The sequence below is a fragment of the Thauera aminoaromatica S2 genome (assembly GCF_000310185.1).
In the GTDB taxonomy this organism is placed as follows: domain Bacteria; phylum Pseudomonadota; class Gammaproteobacteria; order Burkholderiales; family Rhodocyclaceae; genus Thauera; species Thauera aminoaromatica.
Genome location: NZ_AMXD01000212.1, coordinates 1 through 4,431, shown reverse-complemented (window position 1 = coordinate 4,431; position 4,431 = coordinate 1). Strand labels below are relative to the sequence as shown.

The 4,431-nt window shown below is 71.8% G+C and carries 7 protein-coding genes and 1 pseudogene; 3 read left to right on the top strand and 5 right to left on the bottom strand.

From position 1 onward, the window contains the following. Positions 1–204, bottom strand: a pseudogene (locus C665_RS20995) (murein transglycosylase); the annotation flags it as partial. 64 nt (positions 205–268) lie between these two features. Here C665_RS20995 and C665_RS21310 point away from each other — a divergent pair. The 3 genes from C665_RS21310 to C665_RS18595 are packed head-to-tail and all read left to right on the top strand — an operon-like array spanning position 269 to position 2,206. Further along, positions 269–403 (top strand): hypothetical protein, encoded by a 135-nt coding sequence (locus C665_RS21310; protein ID WP_012586053.1) that lies wholly within the window; start codon positions 269–271, stop codon positions 401–403. Beyond that, positions 384–1,259: an ATP-binding protein gene (locus tag C665_RS18600; protein ID WP_004326477.1), complete on the top strand. Its 876-nt coding sequence runs from the start codon at positions 384–386 to the stop codon at positions 1,257–1,259. The genes C665_RS21310 and C665_RS18600 overlap by 20 nt, the downstream gene beginning before the upstream one ends. Then, positions 1,256–2,206 carry a Nudix family hydrolase gene (locus C665_RS18595; RefSeq protein WP_004326476.1) on the top strand — a complete coding sequence of 317 codons (951 nt, stop codon included), beginning with the start codon at positions 1,256–1,258 and terminating at the stop codon, positions 2,204–2,206. Before C665_RS18600 ends, C665_RS18595 begins: the two co-directional genes overlap by 4 nt. 49 nt (positions 2,207–2,255) lie before the next feature. On the opposite strand, the gene C665_RS18590 is transcribed toward C665_RS18595, so the two are convergent. The 4 genes from C665_RS18590 to C665_RS18575 all read right to left on the bottom strand — a co-directional run. Then, entirely contained in the window at positions 2,256–2,477 is a 222-nt protein-coding gene (locus C665_RS18590) for a DNA gyrase inhibitor YacG (RefSeq protein WP_004326475.1), read from the bottom strand. 2 nt (positions 2,478–2,479) lie between these two features. After that, the gene (gene zapD / locus C665_RS18585) at positions 2,480–3,235 is read right to left on the bottom strand and encodes a cell division protein ZapD (protein ID WP_004326474.1); all 756 of its coding nucleotides are present in this window, start codon (positions 3,233–3,235) and stop codon (positions 2,480–2,482) included. Between the two features lie 85 nt (positions 3,236–3,320). After that, positions 3,321–3,935, bottom strand: a complete 615-nt coding sequence (gene coaE, locus C665_RS18580; RefSeq protein ID WP_004326473.1) for a dephospho-CoA kinase — start codon at positions 3,933–3,935, stop codon at positions 3,321–3,323. A gap of 13 nt (positions 3,936–3,948) precedes the next feature. Further along, positions 3,949–4,431: SPOR domain-containing protein (locus tag C665_RS18575; RefSeq protein WP_004326472.1), on the bottom strand; the 483-nt coding region annotated here is incomplete at its 5' end.

Here is a 4,431-nt window from a genome sequence, read left to right as displayed (position 1 = left end):
GGCTGGGGCGGCCGGGGCAGCCGGAGCGCCCGGCGTGGCGGCTGGTGCGGCGCCGGGGCAGGGCGCGCAGCTCGGACAGGGTACGCAGGGGCGCTCTCCGGAGGGTTCGGGCGTGCCGGGCAGGGCGGCGCAAGCGGCCACCAGCAGGGCGGAGAGGGAAGGGAAGAGGGCGTTGCGGGTGCGGCAGAGCATCTTGCGGGGCATTGGTTGAACTCGGCTGTCTTTGCCGCCAGTATACCGGGCCCCCACAGGCTGCCGGAGACGGAAGGTGTGGCTGATCTTTCTCGAACTCGGTGTCGCGCTCGCGCTGCTGCTGGTCGTAGGGCTCGCCCTGCGCCAGTCGTCCGCGCACGCGCGCGACCGGGACGATTGCGGAAACCCCGATGACCAAGGAACTCGCTGAGCTGCTCGCCCGCGCCGAAGGCGTGCTGGCGCGCCTCGAAACCCTGCTGCCCGGCCCTGCCGCCGCGCCCGACTGGGACGCCGCGGTCGCCTTTCGCTGGCAGCGCCGCCACGGCCGTACCGCGCTGCGCCCGGTGCGTGCGCCGCACCGCATCATGCTCGCCGACATCCAGGACGTGGACGAGCAGAAGGCGCGCATCGACCGCAACACCCGCCAGTTCCTCGCCGGCCGGCGCGCCAACAACGTGCTCCTCACGGGCGCGCGCGGCACCGGCAAGTCCTCGCTGATCAAGGCCCTGCTCAACGAATACGCCGCGCGCGGCTTGCGCCTGATCGAGGTGGACAAGACCGACCTGGTCGACCTGCCCGAGATCGTCGAACTGGTCGCCGGCCGGCCGGAGCGCTTCATCCTCTTCTGCGACGACCTTTCCTTCGAGGAGGGCGAGGACGCCTACAAGGCCTTGAAGAGCGTGCTCGACGGCTCGGTGTCGGCGATGTCGGACAACGTGCTGATCTACGCCACCTCCAACCGCCGCCACCTGATGCCGGAGTACCACGACGAGAATCTGCAGGCCCGCCATGTCGATGGCGAGGTGCACCCGGGCGAGGCGGTCGAAGAGAAGATCTCGCTCTCCGAGCGCTTCGGCCTGTGGATCTCCTTCTACCCCTTCAGCCAGGACGAGTACCTCGACATCGTCGCGCACTGGCTGCGCAGCTTCGGGGCGAGCGATGACGAAATCTCCGCCGCCCGCCAGGAGGCGCTGCAGTGGGCGCTGATGCGCGGCTCGCGTTCGGGCCGCGTCGCCTGGCAGTTCGCCCGCGACCATGCCGGTCGCCTGCAGGACGACGCGCGATGACGCGCAAGCGGGTGGAGGTCGCCGCCGGCGTGCTGCTGCGCGAGGACGGTTGTTACCTGCTCGGCCAGCGCGCGCCGGATGCGGTGTATGCGGGCTACTGGGAGTTTCCCGGCGGCAAGGTCGAGCCTGGCGAGAGCCCGGCGCAGGCTCTGGTCCGCGAGCTCGACGAGGAACTCGGCATCCGCGTCACGCGGCTGCGGCCCTGGCTGTGCCGCGAGCACCTCTACGAGCATGCCCACGTCCGCCTGCACTTCCAAGAGGTTGCGGCCTGGGAGGGCGAGCTCGCCGACCGGGTGCACAGCGCCCTCGCCTGGGTGCGTCCCGAGGGCCCCGCGCGCGAGCCGATGCTGCCCGCCAACGGACCGATCCTGAAGGCTCTGCGCCTGCCGCGCACGATGGGCATCACCCAGGCGGCGGAGATCGGCGTAGAGGTCCAGCTCGACGCGCTCGAGCGTGCGCTCGCCGGCGGTCTGCGCCTGGTGCAGGTGCGCGAGGCGACGCTGCCCGATGCTGCACGCGAGGCCTTCGCGCGCGCGGCGCTGGCGCGCGTGCGGGCGCATGGCGGGCTGCTGGTGGTGAATGAGGACGAGGTGCTCGCGCGCCGCATCGGCGCCGACGGCGTGCATCTGCCGGCGCGCCGGCTGATGGCGGTGCAGGCGCGACCGGATTTCCCCTGGGTGGGGGCGTCCTGCCACGACCGCGCGGGGCTCGAGCGCGCCGCGGCGCTGGAGCTCGATTACGCCTTGCTCGGACCGGTGCAGCCGACCCTGACCCATCCCGGCCAGGCGGGGATGGGCTGGGAAGGGTTCGCGAGCACGGCGGCGGGCCTGCCGCTGCCGGTGTTCGCCCTCGGCGGGCTGGCAGCGGATGACATGGAGCGTGCGCGCGATGCCGGCGCGCACGGCATCGCCGCGATCCGCGCGATCTGGAGGCCCGTCCGGGATTGAAGGCGCACGCGCCGCGAGGCGGTGGCGAATCCGCCCGCGCCGGCGGCGTTCAGCGCTGCGGCATCTCGCCCGCGCCGGGCGGCTGGTAGTCGATCTCGTCGAGCGGCGCATCGGGCGGCGAACTCGGCACACGGTAGCCTTCCGAGGCCCACTCGCCGAGGTCGATCTGCTTGCAGCGCGCCGAGCAGAACGGGCGCCAGCGGCTCTCCGGCTTCCATTCGACGTCCTTGCCGCAGGTGGGGCAGCGCACGGTGCGGGCCCGGGTGTCCATGTTCACAGGCTGCAGAAGGTCAGTTCGAAGGCGACGTCGCGCTCGGCCACGCGTGGGCGTGCGACGGTCTCGGGCAGCATGAAGCGCACGTTGAGTGCGTACTTGTTGGCGCTGATTTCGGGCACCACGGTCTCGGACTGCGCCAGACGCACGCGCAGCATCTGTGCGGTGCGCCCCGCCATGGTGAGCTGGAAGGCGCCGGCACGTGCGTGCAGCGGCTCGGGGTGGCCGCTGGCGCGCAGCAGGCGCAGCACGATCTCGATGCCATCGCGGATCGGCGCTATCGGCTGGATCCAGGTGCCGAGGTCGCCGCGGCGCACGGCCGGGTCGCGATTGAGCCAGTAGTGGTAGGACGGCAGGTCGAACTGGCAGACTCCGCCCGGGATCGCCGCGCGGCTGCGGATGCTCATCAGCCACTCGTTCTCGCGCAGGTACTGGCCGATCTTGCCTGCCATCGCGAGCAGCCCGGTGGAGGCCTGCTCGATCTCGTAGAGCGCGCCGGCAAGCGCTTCCTCGGAGATCTCGGGGTTGTTGCGGAAGGACATCAGGATCTGGCGCTGGCGCTCGAGTTCCTGCACCAGGTCGACCTTCAGGTCTGCGCGGCTCGCCACTTCGAGCGTCTCGAAGATGGTCAGCAGCGCGACATGGTGGTCTTGCGGCGCCGTGCCCGCGGTGAAATGGGCAATCTTGAGGAGCAGGTCCTCCAGGCGCAGCAAGGTGCGGATGCGCTCGTTGAGAGGATATTCGTAGCTAATCACCGCAGCGTGTCCGCCTGTATCGCACCTGTTCAGAGTCGCGCCGATGATAGCACAGGCCCCCTTCCCACCATGGCGAGGCACGGTTTCAGTGCGTCGCCGCGGCGAGGTAGGCGGCGTGCAGGCGATCGACCTGTGCGTGCAGGGATGCGAGCGTGCCGGCGTTGTCGAGCACGTCGTCGGCGGCGGCCAGACGTTGCGCCCGACTGGCCTGCGCGGCCATGATGGCGCGGATCTGTTCATCGACGAGCCCGCTGCGCGCACGCACGCGCGCGACCTGCAGCGCCTCGGGACAGTCGACCACGCAGATGCGGTCGTAGCGCTCGCGGTAGCCGCCAGACTCGACCAGCAGCGGCACTGCGAGGATCACGTAGGGGCCGCTGGCCGCCAGGCACTGGCGGGCGCTCTCGGCGCGGATCAGCGGGTGCAGGATGGCCTCGAGGCGGCGGCGGGCATCGGGCTCGCGGAAGGCGAGCGCGCGCATGGCGGCGCGGTCGAGGCGGCCATCGGGCGCGATCATGGCGTCGCCGAAGGCGACGTGGATGGCCTCGATCGCGCCGCCGCCGGGGGCGGTGAGCTCGTGGGCGATACGGTCGGTGTCGACCACGCTCGCGCCGAGGGCGGCGAAGCGGTCGGTGGCGGCGCTCTTGCCGCTGCCGATGCCGCCGGTGAGGCCGACGATGTAGGGGCGCTTCGCGCTCATCTCCTTCTCCGAATCAGCGCGTGCAGGCCTGGCGCCGGGCGCGCAGGCCGGGCGCGGCCGATTCGACGATGCGCAGCTCGTTGGCCGGGACGTTGGCCTGGATGCGGTAGCTGGTGCCCATGCGCGGCTCGATGCCGGCGTTCTCGACGCCCTTGGCACGCAGTTGGCCGAGCAGGATGCGGGCGCGGTTCTCGGTCTTGAAGAGGCCGAGCGAGACCGCGTTCTGGTTGGGGCCGGACTCCTGCACGATGAAGGTGTCGCTGACGCCGAGCAGGTTGAGCTCGACGACGCGGCGCTCGGCCTCGCTGCGGTTGCGCTGCGGCGGGATGCGCACCCACCAGGCCTCCGGCGTCTCGCTGCGGCTGCGCGCCGCGGTGATGCCGATGCGGCGCAGGCGCTGGGCGAGGCGGTCGGCCTCGCTCGCGCCGAGGTCGGCCCAGACGTGGCAGAGGGCGGGCGGCGCCGGCGAGGGGGCGGGGACCAGGGCAGGCTCGGG

Excerpts from the sequence above, each read along its gene's own strand:
- C665_RS18595 (WP_004326476.1), top strand. The coding sequence starts at position 1,256 with ATGACGCGCAAGCGGGTGGAGGTCGCCGCCGGCGTGCTGCTGCGCGAG.
- C665_RS18600 (WP_004326477.1), top strand. The coding sequence starts at position 384 with ATGACCAAGGAACTCGCTGAGCTGCTCGCCCGCGCCGAAGGCGTGCTG.
- coaE (WP_004326473.1), bottom strand. The coding sequence starts at position 3,935 with ATGAGCGCGAAGCGCCCCTACATCGTCGGCCTCACCGGCGGCATCGGC.
- C665_RS18590 (WP_004326475.1), bottom strand. The coding sequence starts at position 2,477 with ATGGACACCCGGGCCCGCACCGTGCGCTGCCCCACCTGCGGCAAGGAC.